The following is a 13921-nucleotide window of genomic DNA, read 5'->3' on the forward strand; positions in this document are numbered from 1 at the left end:
TGCAGTTACAGCAAGGGTTGAAGTGAAGAAATGTATTTCTCTTTTGGTAATCATTGCTTAAAATACAAAAATTATATTGCGCATGTAATACTTTTGTAATATGCTTAAAACTAGTTAGAATTGACAGAAAAAATAGAATTTTGAGGTGTTTTCATGACAGCTATGTATGGATCTAAAGAGACTACACCGCTCTTGCGGGTCAAAAACCTCCAGACAGGTTTCAAAATAGACGGAGATTATTATAATGCGGTTGAGGACGTCAGTTTCGATGTCCTTCCGAAGCAAATCGTCGGAGTGGTCGGCGAATCGGGCTGCGGTAAAAGTGTCATGTCATTGTCCATTATGCAGCTGCTGCCAAACGGCATCGGAAAGATTCGCGGCGGTAAAATCGAATTCGAAGGACAGGACATTTCCGCGTTTTCGGATAAGCGCATGAACAGCATTCGTGGAAAAGATATCTCGATGATTTTCCAGGAACCGATGACTTCCCTCAATCCGGTTTTCACCATCGGCTATCAAATAGAAGAAGTAATCTTGAACCATGAGAAGCTGACGAAAAAAGAAGCACGGCTGCGGTCGGTCGCTTTATTGAAGCAAGTGGGAATTCCGCGTGCCGAACAAATCGTCACGGAGTATCCCCACCAATTATCCGGAGGGATGCGCCAGCGGGTCATGATTGCAATGGCGATTGCCTGCCAGCCGAAACTGTTGATCGCCGATGAACCGACAACAGCATTGGATGTCACAGTTCAAGCGCAAATCCTCGAATTGTTAAAAGGCATACAGGAGGCGAACGATATGTCGATCATCCTCATTACACATGACTTAGGGGTAGTGGCAGAAATTTGCGACGAAGTACTGGTCATGTATGCAGGCAAAATCGTGGAACGCGCTTTTGTCGAAGATTTGTTCCGCGATCCAAAACACCCGTATACCGAATTATTGATGAAAGCGATCCCGAGAATGGATGAAGACGTCGAAGAGCTCGCGACGATTGAAGGTCTGGTGCCGTCCGTCGTCAATATGCCGCAAGTGGGCTGCCGCTTTGCGAACCGCTGCCCGAAGGCGATGGCGGAATGCCTGGCGGTGACGCCAAAACTTGCGGAAGTGGCCGATCGCCATGAAGCTGCATGCCTGTTATATGAAGAAAGCTGGTCCGCGAACGGGAAAAGGGAAAGAGAAGGAGTCGCCGCATTATGACCACTAGGGATTTCATCCAGGACCGCATCGATTACTTAGATAAGCGTGACAATCTCCTCGAAATTCGCAACTTAAAAAAATACTATCCGGTAACCGGCGGTTTTTTCAAGCGGACCATCGGCAATGTCAAAGCGGTAGACGATGTGTCGTTCGCTATCAGAAAAGGCGAAACGCTTGGGTTGGTCGGCGAATCGGGCTGCGGCAAATCAACTGCGGGGCGGACCATTTTGAGGTTGATGAAACCGACAGGAGGCGAGATCCTCTTTGAAGGAAAAGACATCACCCGTTTATCTGGATCCAAATTGCAAAAAGCGCGGCGTGATTTTCAAATGGTGTTTCAAGATCCATACGCATCGCTGAATCCGACTCAAATGGTCGGCGATATTATCGCCGAGCCAATCCTGAATTATGAAAAGCGCAATAAAAAAGAGCTGGAGCAGGAAATTAAAACACTTCTGAAACGAGTTGGCTTGCCTGAAGAGGCTTATTATAAGTACGCCCACGAATTTTCCGGCGGCCAAAGACAGCGCATCGGAATCGCCCGCGCGCTGGCACTGCACCCCAAGCTGATCGTAGCGGATGAACCGGTGTCCGCTCTCGATGTTTCCGTGCAATCGCAGGTGTTGAACTTGTTGAAAGAACTGCAAATCGAATTCGATCTGACTTATCTCTTCATTGCACACGACCTGAGTGTCGTAAAGCATATGAGCGATCGAATCGGCGTGATGTATTTGGGCAACCTCGTAGAGCTTGCTTCAAATAGAGATTTATACAAAGAACCGCTGCACCCTTACACGCAAGCGCTTATTTCCGCGATTCCGGAACCGAATCCATTGAAGCGGAAAGAGCGGATTGTCTTAAGAGGAGATGTGCCGAGCCCGCAAAACCCGCCTGCCGGCTGCCCGTTCCATACGCGCTGCCCGGTGGCGATGGAAATCTGCTCACAAGAGAAACCAGCGTTGGCAGAAGCAAGGCCAGGCCATCTAGTTGCGTGCCATTTGTATTGATCAAAAAAACTTTTTAGGGGGAAAAGAGATGAAGAAAAAATCCTTGCTCTGGCTCTTCGCGCTTGTGCTGATCCTGTCCGCGTTCCTTGCGGCATGCGGCGGCGATGATGCTTCCAATGAGTCAGGCTCAGAAGGCGAAGGTTCTGAAGGTGCAGCAGAAGGCGAACCGCAAAAAGGCGGAACGCTCGTGTACGGTCTTGACGCTCCACCGGAAGGCTTGTTCTCTTCCGCATTTTATGGCATCGCCACTGATTTCGAAGTTATCGAGCTATTCGATGAAGCGTTGATCAACTATAACGAAAACTTGGAGCCGGAACCGAACGTTGCTTCTTGGGAGACGGAAGACAATAAAGTCTTCAATTTCACATTCGAAGAAGGCGTAAAATGGCATAACGGCGAAGAATTGACTGTCAACGACTGGGTTTTTGCACTTGAAACGATTGCAGATCCCGATTATGACGGCCCCCGCTATGCAAACGTGCAAACGATTGAAGGCGCCGAGGCATACCGCACTGGCGATGCAGATTCCATTTCAGGCATCGAAGTGGTCAGCGATTATGAAATCAACATCACTTTCGACGAAGCACGCGTCAACAACTTGACTAACCTATGGGCATACCCGCTGCCTGAATCTGTTCTCGGCGATGTCCCGGTTGCCGAAATGTCAGCCTCGGAATGGGTGCGTTCGACTCCAATCGGAATCGGGCCATTCAAAGTCGACAAAATCGTTCCTGGGGAGTCAGTTGAATTCTCGAAATTCGACGAGTATTGGAATGGCGACGTGAACTTGGATAAAATCGTCCTGCGCGTTATCGACAACTCTTCTGTTGTCGGCGCTTTGCAGAACAATGACATCGATATGATCTCCCTTCAGCCGGTATCCGGCCCTGAAGTAGAACCTCTAGAAAATGTAGAAATCGTTACTTACCCTGGGTTGACTTATTATTATGTAGGATTCAAGCTCGGTAAATTCGATAACGCATCCCAAACAATCACAGAAGAACTGCCGAAATACCAAAGCAAAGAACTTCGCCAGGCGATGATGTATGCGTTGAACCGCCAGGAATGGGTGGATGCATTCTTCTTCGGCTATGCTGATGTCGTCAACAAGCCAGTTCCGTCTTCTCATTGGAATGCAGCCGATGACAGCGAATTGATTCAATATGAATACGATCCAGAAAAATCGAAGCAAATGCTGGATGAAGCTGGCTATGTCGATACGAACGATGATGGATTCCGCGAAGATCCGAACGGCGACGAGTTTGTCGTGAAATTCTCTCATTATGCGACAGGCAACCCGACATTCGAATCGCGTGCCCAACAAATTGCACAGTATTTTGAAGAAGTCGGACTGCGTTCCGAAGTGGAAATGGTTGAAGTGAACCTTTACTACGATATGGTCGAAAAAGATGACGCTTCTATCGAAACATTTTTCGGCGGCTGGGGTACCGGGACCGACCCGGATCCAACCCCTACTTGGAAGTCTGACCAAATTTGGAACTACCCACGCTACAACAATCCAGAAGCAGATCAATTGCTCGATGATGCCCTTGATATCGAAATCGTCGGCACTGATCAGGAAAAACGCAAAGAATTGTATGTAGAATGGCAGAAGATCGTTAACGAAGACCTCCCGATGCTTTACATCGCGGAACTAGAAGAAATTAAGGCACTCAACACACGTGTCGGCGGAGTTGAATATGACGTATCTGGTCAAAACAGCCCTGCTGAATGGTTCGTAACAGAATAAAATCAGCAACTAACCTTCAACGATGGGCGACCCGCCCATCGTTGAATCGTTATATAAAGCTCTTATGCACGGTAAGGGCTGTTTCAAAAAACAATCCTTACCGTGCACGAGAGCACAACCGAGAACCTATCAGAAGGAGTGTACCTATGCTTAAATATTCAATTAGACGGTTGCTTGGAATGATTCCGATGCTGATTTTGATTTCCATCGTGGTCTTCAGCCTCGCCAAACTGATGCCGGGCGATTCACTCAGCGGGGAAATCGACCCGCTCAACACCAACCCGGAATACATAGCGGAAATGCGTGAAAAGCTTGGCTATAACGATCCGTTGCCAGTCCAGTACTTTAACTGGATTACGGGATTTGTCCAAGGGGATTTCGGCAAATCTACGCGTTTTAAGACTCCGGTATTTGACATTATCATGGAAAAAGTGCCAAATACTCTATTATTGGGTATAACAGCACTCGTCATTACCTACATCATGGCGTTCATCATGGGCATGTATTCTGGCAGGCGGCCTTATACTTTAGGCGATAACGCCATTGCAGGATTCAATTATGTAATGCTGGCGATCCCATCTTTTGTCGCTGCCGTTTTCGCGATTTATATTTTCGCATTCCAGTTGAATTGGTTCCCCTTTGCGGGGTCGGTGGATATTTTGGCGGAACAGGGAAGCTTTGAATATTATGTAAGCCGCATGCACCACGTATTGTTGCCGGCGATTGTTCTTGGGGCGATGAGTACGGCAAGCTATACACAATTCCTGCGCAATGACATCATCGAGAATTCCCGCAAGGATTTTGTCCGGACAGCGCGCGCGAAAGGCACCCCGATGAAAAAAATCTATAATGTCCATATTTTGCGCAATTCAATCATTCCACTGGTCACATTCCTTGGATTTGATTTTGCCGCATTGATCGGCGGAGCCATCATTACAGAGACGATTTTCACATATCCGGGCATCGGCCAGCTATTTTTGGAATCCGTGACGAGCCGGGACTATCCGACATTGATGGCCTTGACGATGCTTTTGTCTTTCCTTACATTATTTGGTAACTTGCTGGCAGATATTCTATACGGCGTCGTGGACCCACGAATTCGCCTGGACTGAGGAGGAAGCATTAAAATGGCATCATCGACTACCATTACCCAACAAAAGAAGCCGGAAAGAAGCATGTCTCCCTGGCAGATTGCCAGAAGAAAGTTCGTGCGCAACAAATTGGCGATGATCAGTTCCTTTTTCATCTTGCTTGTCACTTTAATGTCGCTATCGGCACCTTTCCTCGCACCGGTGTTGTCGCCGCTGCCGGATATTTCTAAAGTCAATATCAGCGCGATGAATATCGAGCCGAACGGCGAGCATCTTCTCGGCACGGATAAAAGCGGGCGTGATGTCTTGACGCGCTTGTTCTACGGAGGGCGGATATCGCTATTGGTCGGCTTTAGCGCAACGCTCATCGTCATTACTTTAGGAACAGTGGTCGGGGCGCTTGCCGGATTTTTTGGCGGTTTTATCGATAGCATCCTGATGCGCTTCACGGATTTCGTGCTGAATTTCCCATTCCTTGTATTCGTCATCGTCTTGAACACGATCCTTTACGGCATCGTGGACGGATTATGGGTCTTGATCATGGTCATCGGCGCGCTCAGCTGGGGCGGTGTCGCCCGTTTGGTACGCAGCAAAGTGTTGGCGGAGAAAGAGAATGAGTATATCCTGGCCGCTTTATCGATCGGCTGTTCCCCGTTTAAGGTCATTACGAAACACTTATTGCCGAACGTCATCTCGACGATCATCGTTCAAGGGACCTTGATTTTTGCGACGATGATCGTCATCGAATCAGCACTCAGCTATTTAGGGTTTGGCGTCCCGCAAGCGACACCGAGCTGGGGCAATATGCTGTCATCCGCCAACGAGCCGGATGTCTTGCAAGGCAAGCCATGGATCTGGATGCCTCCGGCGATCATCATTACCTTGACGATCCTGTCCATAAACTTTATCGGTGAAGGGTTGAAGGATGCGTTGAACCCTAAGTCATTGCGTTAATATAAAGCAATAAAAAAGGATGGACGCGTGGCATGCCACGCGTCCATCCTTTTTGATGTTGATGCCTTATCGGTTGCGCTTGCGGCCCAGGCCCATCGCATTCTCCATTTTCTTCAAGGTTTTATTGGCGATGAAATTGGCTTTTTCAGCGCCTTCGTCGAGGATTGTATCGAGCTCCTCGGAGTCGAGCAGTTTGTAGTAGCGCTCTTGGATCGGTGCCAAGTGGTCCGTGATCGCTTTGGCAACACCCGCTTTAAAATCACCATAACCGCCGTCTTCGTATTTAGCGACGAGTTCATCAATGGAGGCACCGGTTAAGGCAGCTTCAATGGATAATAAGTTGGATACGCCAGGCTTGTTCTCGGGGTCGTATTTGACGATTCCTTCCGAGTCGGTAACGGCGCTTTTCACTTTCTTTTCAATCGTCTTCAAGTCATCAAGCAAAGTGATGATCGATTTTTTATTTGTATCGGACTTGCTCATCTTTTTGGTCGGATCCTGCAAGGACATGACGCGTGCGCCGTGCTTCGGTATCCGGATGTCCGGAATCGTGAAAATGTCATTGTATTTTCTGTTGAAACGCTCTGCCAAGTCACGCGTCAATTCAATATGCTGTTTCTGGTCATCCCCGACAGGGACGATGTCCGTTTGGTACAGAAGGATGTCGGCAGCCATTAATGGCGGGTACGTCAGGAGGCCGGCAGAGATGGAAGCGGCCTTTGATGATTTATCCTTGAACTGTGTCATGCGCTCAAGCTCCCCGATGGTCGAGACGCATTGAAGCATCCAGCCGGCCTGGGCATGTGCTGGCACTTCCGATTGGATGAATAATGTCACTTTTTCGGGATCGATGCCGACTGCAAGATAAAGCGCCGCAAGCGATTTGATGTTCTTTCGTAATTCCAGCCGGTCTTGCGGCATGGTGATGGCATGTTGGTCGACGATGCAGAAAATGCAATCGTATTCTTCCTGCAGTTCAGTAAACTGCTTGAATGCCCCGATGTAATTGCCGAGTGTAACCGTGCCCGTTGGCTGTACGCCTGAAAAGATTTTCTTCAATGCAATTCCTCCTCTAAGTGGGTGATCCTAAAAATGGATATAAAAAAGCACATCTTCGTCCCTGGAACTAAAGGGACGAATGATGTGCGGTTCCGCGGTACCACCCTGGTTGCCGCAAAGCGGCCTCTTGTCTCCGTAACGTGAAGAACACGAAAACGGCTACTTATTTTCACCGTTTTAGCTCGAAAGTCCATTCAATGCAATCTTCTGCCTGTTCACACCAACCACAAGCTCTCTTATTATAGAAGAAACTGCATTTACTACTCTTTGTCAACGCCCATTTTGTATTGAATTTATTATAATACAAAAGAGATTGTCGCCGCAATATGCAATTTTATGATTGGTATATCGCCAAGGAAACAGCCATGGCAATCAATGTCGCCCCGCCTACGATCAAGAGGGGGGAACTTGAGAATGCCAGCACTTCCGATGGCAACCGCATTTCATCGTCATCAAGAGTTGATTTACTTTTGAATACTTTGCGCATGCTCATCGTAAATACATCGAACACTCCCGTCCGGACCACAAAGACCCAGGCCCCGAAGAATACGAGGATTCCCCCGTAGATAAAGGAGTTATTGATATACGACAGCAGTGAAAACGGTTCGCTGCGCACAAGCATCGTCAACACGATGAGCAATTGTACGGAGACGATTCCGATGATTATTTTTTTCATTATGGCACCCCTATTCGTTCTTAATTGTAGAAGAAATAACAAAAAAAATCAAAAAATTATTTTAAATCTAATTGAGAAGAAAACGCTTACATGACGCGCTTTTCAGCTTATTGACAGCTTTTCTATCTGCTTAATTGTGATTGAAAGTGTAAAATATTCCAAAAAAAACGCTGTACAACAAAAAATATTTATGTATAATTAATCATGTACCAATTTTTCAGAAAATTTAAGGGGGCAAAATCAGTGAAAAACAGCAAGATTTTATGGCTACTTGGCCTGGTTTTGGTACTTAGTGCTTTCCTAGCTGCTTGCGGCGGCGGAGACGACACTGATACTGGGACGGAAAACACAGACACAGAAGAGACAGAAGGTGCAGAAGGCGCAGAAGGCAACGGCGGCGAACCTGACTCTGTACAAGAACTAAACTTGATCGAAGGAGCAGAGATCCCGTCAATGGATTCTTCGATTGCTGAGGATGCAGTAGCATTCAACATCCTTAACAACGTAAACGAAGGTTTGTTCCGTTTGAACCAAGAAAACATTGCTGAGCCTGCTCTTGCTGAAGGCGAGCCTGAAATCAGTGAAGACGGCTTGACGTACACTTTCAAACTACGTGATGCTAACTGGTCGGACGGTACACCGGTCACAGCTAACGATTTCGTCTATGCTTGGCAGCGCGCGATTGACCCAGACACTGGTTCACCTTACGGGCCTTACATGATGGCTGGAACAATCAAAAACGCTACAGAAGTTTCTGAAGGGGACATGGAAGTCTCTGAACTAGGAATCACAGCTGAAGACGACAAGACTCTTGTCGTAGAACTTGAGCGCCCGACTCCTTACTTCATGTCATTGATGGCTTTCGGTACATTCTATCCATTGAACGAAGAATTCGTAACTGAGCAAGGCGATAACTACGCTTCTAACTCTGAAACAATCCTATACAACGGGCCGTTCACTCTAACAAACTGGGATGGCACTGGCCTTACTTGGACAATGGAGAAAAACCCAGAGTACTGGGATGCTGAAACTGTTCAACTTGAAACAGTTAATGTTGACGTAGTTAAAGAAACTTCAACTGCAGTAAACCTTTACCAATCTGGTGAAAAAGACCGCGTAGGACTTTCTGGTGAATTTGCAATGCAGTACGCTGAAGACCCAGAAGTTGTGAAAGAACTTGAACCAACTTTGTTCTACTTGAAATTCAACCAAGAACGTGATGGCGAAGAAACGCCACTCGCTAACGAAAACATCCGTAAAGCGATTGCAACAGGATTCAACAAGCAAGACCTTGTAGATGTAGTTCTAGCGAACGGATCTCTTCCGGCTAACTACCTAGTACCAACTGATTTCACTTTCAACGAAGCGGGCGAAGACTTCCGTGACATCAACGGAGACATGCTTCCATTCAACGCTGACGAAGCGAAAACTTACTGGGAACAAGGCCTAGAGGAAATCGGCGAAACAGAAGTCACTCTTGAACTTCTCGGCGGCGACTCTGAGCTTGCTGGTAAAATGGATGCTTACTTGAAAGAACAGCTTGAAACAAACCTTGAAGGTTTGACAGTTAACTTGAAAGCTGTACCATTCGGCGTACGCCTTGAGCTTGATGAAGCACAAGACTACGATATCCAAAACTCTGGTTGGGGCCCTGACTTCCAGGATCCGATGACATTCATCGACCTATTCGTAACTGGCGCTTCTCACAACTTGATGTCTTACTCTAACGAAGAGTTCGATAACTTGGTAGAGCAAGCTAAAGGCGAATTGGCACAGGATGCTGAAGGACGCTGGGAAGCAATGGCTCAAGCTGAAAAAATCTTGATTGAAGAAGACGCTGCTATCGCACCGATTTATCAGCGCGGTATCATGTCCCTTCAAAAGCCATATGTTAACAACATCGTCAAACACCCATTCGGTGGAGATTACAGCTACAAATGGGCTTACATTTCCGGTAAGGAATAAGAATTCCCAACTGAATGTACTTTAGGAAAACATAATAGAAAGAGAGTATATCAAGGGATTGATATACTCTCTTTTCTACTGTGAATAAATTCACCGAAAATTAACGGTATTCTGCTTAATCAGAAAAGTACAAGCGTCTTTTGATGCTTGAGATCATAGAGCGATTTTATTTTGGAGGTGCACCATGGCACGCTATATTGGAAAAAGATTAATTTATATGTTCATCACTTTAGCGCTTATTGCCACGTTTACATTTTTCTTGATGAAAATATTACCAGGTTCCCCAATTGCTTCCGCAGATAAGCTATCTCCTGAACAACGGGCAGTCGTAGAGGCACGGTACGGACTGGACCAACCCCTTCCTGTTCAATATTTCGATTATATGTTTGGTTTGCTTAAAGGTGATTTGGGTATTTCGATTAACCAATTCAAAGGCGCAAACGTAACGGATGTTATTTTAAGCCGCATGGGGCCGTCAGCCCAGATCGGGTTCCAAGGAATGCTCCTCGGGACTGTTCTTGGAATCCTGTTCGGGATGGTCGCGGCGCTCAGGCAAAATACATGGGTGGATTATGGAAGTACGATCGTCGCGATCATCGGTATATCCATTCCATCGTTTGTTTTTGCATCCATGCTACAATACTGGCTCGGTTTAAAATGGGACCTGTTCCCAGTGGCGCTGTGGAAAGATGGATTCATGTCCAGCGTACTCCCGTCAATAGCATTGGCGATGTTCCCACTGGCAACGGCTGCACGGTTTATCCGTACAGAAATGATCGAAGTTCTTGGCTCGGACTATATCACTTTGGCAAAAGCTAAAGGAGCCAGTGGTTCTGAAATCGCTTTCAAACATGCTTTCCGCAATGCTTTAATACCGTTGATCACGGTTCTCGGGCCAATGGCAGTCAGCATTTTGACAGGCTCACTTGTAGTTGAACAGATTTTTGCGATTCCTGGAATCGGTGAACAGTTCGTCAAATCAATCATGGTCAATGACTTCTCGATCATCATGGGTACGACCATTTTCTTCTCGGTATTCTTGATCGTGGTCATTTTGATCGTAGATATTTTGTATGGAGTCATCGATCCTCGGATTCGTCTTTCAGGAGGTAAAAGTTAATGACACAGAATTATGAAAAGCTACCTCAAGATGCTTTTACGCGCATTCCTAGAGATACACAAGAGGCAGAGAAAATCTCCAAGCCGAGCGTCAGTTTTTGGCAGGACGCTTGGCGCAGCCTGAAAAAAAACAAAGGCGCGATCATCAGCCTGATCCTATTCGGCTTGATTGTCATCATGGCACTACTTGGCCCGATCATCAGCCCTTATGAACCGAATGCCCAAACAATCACTCATGCCAACTTGCCGCCGAAAGTGCCGATTATTGAAAACCTCGGCATCATGGACGGAGTAGGTACACTCGGCGGGCGTGAAGTCGACTTGTACGAAATGAAGAATGTCGAGCAGAATTATTGGTTCGGGACAGACGGCCTGGGCCGCGACATGTTCTCGCGGGTGTGGAAGGGGACACAAGTTTCCTTGTTCATCGCATTCGTGGCAGCAGCGATCGACATGTTAATCGGCGTCATTTACGGCGGGATTTCCGGTTATTTCGGGGGCCGCGTGGATGATGTCATGCAGCGTATCGTCGAAATCTTGACCGGTATTCCAAACTTGGTCGTCGTTATCCTCTTTATCCTTATCATGGATCCGGGGATACTCGCGATCATCATTGCCTTGACGATAACCGGTTGGACCGGCATGTCGCGGGTAGTGCGCGGGCAGGTTCTTAAATACAAGAGCCAGGAATTCGTCCTCGCGGCCCGTACGCTCGGTGCGAGCGACAGCCGCATCATCTGGAAGCATTTGATGCCGAACGTTCTCGGCGTCATCATCATCAACACGATGTTCACGATTCCGGGCGCGATTTTCTTCGAAGCATTCCTAAGCTTCATCGGGCTCGGGCTCCAGGCTCCGGATGCGTCTCTTGGGACATTGATCAATGATGGGTATAAACTGATTCAATACCAGCCGCATATCCTCTTGTTCCCGGCTGTTGTGTTAAGTTTGATCATGATCGCATTTAACTTAATTGGTGACGGCTTGCGTGATGCGCTTGATCCGAAGATGAAAGATTAAGGAGGAAAGCCTTAGATGGAAAAGATACTTCAAGTAAAAGACCTCGAACTTTCCTTCCACACATTTGGTGGCGAAGTGAAGGCGATCCGAGGCGTTAACTTTGATCTATATAAAGGTGAAACATTGGCAATCGTGGGTGAATCCGGTTCGGGTAAATCCGTAACCACAAAATCGATTATGCGTTTGTTGCCAGAAGCGACTTCTGAGTTCAAAAACGGTGAAATCCTTTTCGGCGGCCGTGACTTGACGAAACTGAGCGATAAGGAAATGCAGAAGATCCGCGGGAAAGACATTTCGATGATTTTCCAGGATCCGATGACATCACTTAACCCGACAATGCCGATCGGCCGCCAGATTACGGAGCCGATTTTGAAGCACCAGAAAATCAGCAAAGATGAAGCGAAAAAAGTGGCGATTGACTTATTGCGTCTAGTCGGCATGCCTAAACCGGAACTTCGCATGAAACAATACCCTCACCAATTCTCAGGCGGGCAACGCCAGCGGATCGTTATTGCCATTGCACTGGCATGCAACCCGCAGATCCTGATTGCCGATGAGCCGACAACTGCTCTCGACGTGACGATTCAAGCGCAAATCCTGGAATTGATGAAAGACTTGCAGAAAAAAATCGATACTTCGATTATTTTCATCACCCATGACCTCGGGGTTGTGGCGAACGTAGCAGACCGCGTAGCAGTCATGTACGGCGGAAAAATCGTGGAAATCGGTACGGTCGATGAAATTTTCTACAACCCGCAGCATCCGTACACATGGGGGCTTCTCAGTTCGATGCCTTCCATGGATGCAGAAGATGCGAAACTGTACGCGATTCCTGGTACGCCGCCGGACCTTCTCGATCCGCCAAAAGGCGATGCATTCGCATTGCGTAGCGAATACGCCATGAAGATCGATATGGAACAACCGCCCCCGTTCTTTAAAGTCAGCGATACGCATATGGCAGCCACGTGGCTTCTTCACCCTGAAGCACCGACAGTTGAACCGCCTGAAATGGTCATCGAACGGATGAAAAAGTTCCCTGGCAGCCGTTATTATGAAGGGAGCGCGAACTGATGGCTGAAAAATTGGTTGAAATCAAGAACCTCAAACAGCATTTCAATGTCGGCAAAGCAAATGAAGTAAAAGCAGTCGATGGCATTTCTTTCGATATTTATAAAGGGGAAACGCTTGGCCTCGTAGGCGAGTCAGGTTGCGGGAAATCCACAACCGGACGCTCCATCATTCGTTTGTACGATGCGACGGATGGCCAAGTGCTTTATGAAGGGGAAAGTGTGCACGGCAAGAAAAACAAAAAAGACTTGAAGAAATTCAACCGCAAAATGCAAATGATTTTCCAGGATCCGTATGCTTCTTTGAACCAGCGGATGAAAGTCATGGATATCATCGCAGAAGGCATCGACATCCACGGTTTGGCAAAAGACGCCAGCGACCGCAAAAAAATGGTCTATGACCTATTGGAAACGGTTGGTTTGAACAAAGAGCACGCTAACCGCTATCCGCACGAATTCTCAGGCGGGCAGCGCCAGCGTTTGGGCATTGCGCGTGCGTTGGCAGTAGACCCGGACTTCATCATTGCAGATGAACCAATCTCTGCACTCGATGTATCGATCCAGGCACAGGTCGTCAACTTGCTGAAAGAGCTGCAGGAAGAAAAAGGCTTGACTTACTTGTTCATCGCACACGATTTGTCGATGGTAAAATACATTTCTGACCGGATCGGCGTGATGTACTTCGGCAAGTTGGTGGAATTGGCGCCAGCCGATGAATTGTATGAAAACCCGATGCACCCATACACGCAATCATTGCTTTCGGCTATTCCGCTTCCGGACCCGAACTATGAGCGCAACCGTACGCGTAAAGCTTACGACCCAGCAGTCCATAACTACACTGATGGGGAAGATGTAAGAATGCGCGAAGTTTCACCGAACCACTTTGTCGATTGTTCGGAAAAAGAATTTGCAGCGCTGCAAGAACGGATGGCAGCCAAAAAGTGAAACCTTAAAACACGCCTCTATTATAGGAGGCGTGTTTTTTCGTGAAATGAGAGCTTCCTGTGTAATAT

The 13921-nt window shown here is 47.3% G+C and carries 12 protein-coding genes and 1 other annotated feature; of the genes, 10 read left to right on the forward strand and 2 right to left on the reverse strand.

The window, feature by feature from the left end; translation table 11 throughout:
* The first annotated feature begins 153 nt into the window (after positions 1-153).
* From AB9R92_RS14610 to opp4C, 5 genes are all read left to right on the forward strand, one after another.
* On the forward strand, positions 154-1200 hold the full coding sequence (locus AB9R92_RS14610) for an ABC transporter ATP-binding protein (RefSeq protein WP_370670189.1): 1047 nt from the start codon (positions 154-156) through the stop codon (positions 1198-1200).
* Entirely contained in the window at positions 1197-2207 is a 1011-nt protein-coding gene (locus AB9R92_RS14615; protein ID WP_370670190.1) for an ABC transporter ATP-binding protein, read from the forward strand. Before AB9R92_RS14610 ends, AB9R92_RS14615 begins: the two co-directional genes overlap by 4 nt.
* Positions 2208-2235: 28 nt before the next feature.
* Entirely contained in the window at positions 2236-3957 is a 1722-nt protein-coding gene (gene opp4A / locus AB9R92_RS14620) for an oligopeptide ABC transporter substrate-binding protein (RefSeq protein ID WP_370670191.1), read from the forward strand.
* Between the two features lie 146 nt (positions 3958-4103).
* The gene (opp4B, locus tag AB9R92_RS14625; protein ID WP_370670192.1) at positions 4104-5069 is read left to right on the forward strand and encodes an oligopeptide ABC transporter permease; all 966 of its coding nucleotides are present in this window, start codon (positions 4104-4106) and stop codon (positions 5067-5069) included.
* 15 nt (positions 5070-5084) lie between these two features.
* A complete protein-coding gene (opp4C, locus tag AB9R92_RS14630; RefSeq protein WP_370670193.1) occupies positions 5085-6002 on the forward strand; it encodes an oligopeptide ABC transporter permease in 918 nt (305 codons plus the stop codon).
* A gap of 66 nt (positions 6003-6068) precedes the next feature.
* Here the strand turns inward: opp4C and trpS are convergent, their stop codons facing one another.
* Both trpS and AB9R92_RS14640 read right to left on the reverse strand, forming a co-directional pair.
* A complete protein-coding gene (trpS, locus tag AB9R92_RS14635) occupies positions 6069-7061 on the reverse strand; it encodes a tryptophan--tRNA ligase (protein WP_370670194.1) in 993 nt (330 codons plus the stop codon).
* 68 nt (positions 7062-7129) lie between these two features.
* Positions 7130-7344: a binding site (T-box leader), on the reverse strand.
* 51 nt (positions 7345-7395) lie between these two features.
* The gene (locus AB9R92_RS14640) at positions 7396-7737 is read right to left on the reverse strand and encodes a DUF3899 domain-containing protein (RefSeq protein WP_370670195.1); all 342 of its coding nucleotides are present in this window, start codon (positions 7735-7737) and stop codon (positions 7396-7398) included.
* A gap of 243 nt (positions 7738-7980) precedes the next feature.
* On the opposite strand from AB9R92_RS14640, the gene AB9R92_RS14645 reads away from it, so the two are divergent.
* The 5 genes from AB9R92_RS14645 to AB9R92_RS14665 all read left to right on the forward strand — a co-directional run bounded on the left by AB9R92_RS14645 (position 7981) and on the right by AB9R92_RS14665 (position 13853).
* On the forward strand, positions 7981-9702 hold the full coding sequence (locus AB9R92_RS14645) for a peptide ABC transporter substrate-binding protein (RefSeq protein WP_370670196.1): 1722 nt from the start codon (positions 7981-7983) through the stop codon (positions 9700-9702).
* Positions 9703-9886: 184 nt separating this feature from the next.
* Complete coding sequence (gene opp3b, locus AB9R92_RS14650) at positions 9887-10822, forward strand: oligopeptide ABC transporter permease (RefSeq protein WP_112231149.1); 936 nt, start codon at positions 9887-9889, stop codon at positions 10820-10822.
* Positions 10822-11841: an oligopeptide ABC transporter permease gene (gene opp3C, locus AB9R92_RS14655; RefSeq protein ID WP_370670197.1), complete on the forward strand. Its 1020-nt coding sequence runs from the start codon at positions 10822-10824 to the stop codon at positions 11839-11841. The genes opp3b and opp3C overlap by 1 nt, the downstream gene beginning before the upstream one ends.
* Before the next feature lie 15 nt (positions 11842-11856).
* On the forward strand, positions 11857-12912 hold the full coding sequence (locus AB9R92_RS14660) for an ABC transporter ATP-binding protein (protein WP_370670198.1): 1056 nt from the start codon (positions 11857-11859) through the stop codon (positions 12910-12912).
* A complete protein-coding gene (locus AB9R92_RS14665; protein ID WP_370670199.1) occupies positions 12912-13853 on the forward strand; it encodes an ABC transporter ATP-binding protein in 942 nt (313 codons plus the stop codon). Before AB9R92_RS14660 ends, AB9R92_RS14665 begins: the two co-directional genes overlap by 1 nt.
* Positions 13854-13921 lie beyond the last annotated feature (68 nt).

The sequence above is a fragment of the Planococcus sp. SSTMD024 genome (genome assembly GCF_041320495.1).
GTDB lineage: Bacteria > Bacillota > Bacilli > Bacillales_A > Planococcaceae > Planococcus.